The 806-nt window shown below is 46.9% G+C and carries 1 pseudogene; it reads left to right on the top strand.

Features of this window, described 5'->3' with window-relative positions:
- A pseudogene (gene narH / locus A3766_RS08275) lies at positions 1–732 on the top strand (nitrate reductase subunit beta); the annotation flags it as partial.
- Between the last annotated feature and the right edge of the window lie 74 nt (positions 733–806).

Consider the following 806-nt stretch of genomic DNA (forward strand, 5'->3'; position numbering starts at 1 on the left):
TTGGGTGTACTTCTTTATGATGCAGACCGTATCGAAGAAGCAGCAGCAACGCCGCTAGAGAAAGATTTGTACCAGGCACAGTTGGATATCTTCCTAGATCCAAATGATCCTAAAGTGCAAGATGCGGCACGCGCTGAAGGCATTCCTGATAGCTGGATTGAGTCGGCTCAAGCATCACCTGTTTATAAGATGGCAATGGACTGGAAAGTAGCGCTACCGTTACACCCAGAGTACCGTACGCTGCCAATGGTTTGGTACATCCCACCACTATCCCCAATCCAGAATGCTGCTGAGCAGGGTCGTATTGGTATGGACGGTGTGATTCCAGACATTAAGTCACTGCGTATTCCGGTACGGTACTTGGCTAATTTGCTAACGGCCGGTGAAGAAGCGCCAGTTGTGAATGCACTAGAAAGAATGCTGGCAATGCGTTCATTCAAGCGTTCACAGCAAGTAGAAGGCAAAGAAGATCTGGAAGTTTTGAAGAAGACGGGTTTAACAGCCTTACAGGTTGAAGAAATGTATCGTTACATGGCGATTGCTAACTACGAAGACCGTTTCGTCGTGCCATCAAGCCATAAAGCTTACGCAGAAGATGCTTACGACATGAAGAGTTCATGTGGTTTCAGCTTCGGCAATGGCTGTAGCGATGGTAACAACGAAGTCAACATGTTTGGTGGTAACAAACCAAGTAACCGAGCGAATATCATCGCGGTTTCAGGAGGTGACTAAGATGGATACTTCAAATGCGAAGGTGCTAGCTGTTGTATCTTGTTTGATGGATTACCCACGGGAAGACATCCTTC

The organism is Oleiphilus sp. HI0132 (assembly GCF_001635845.1).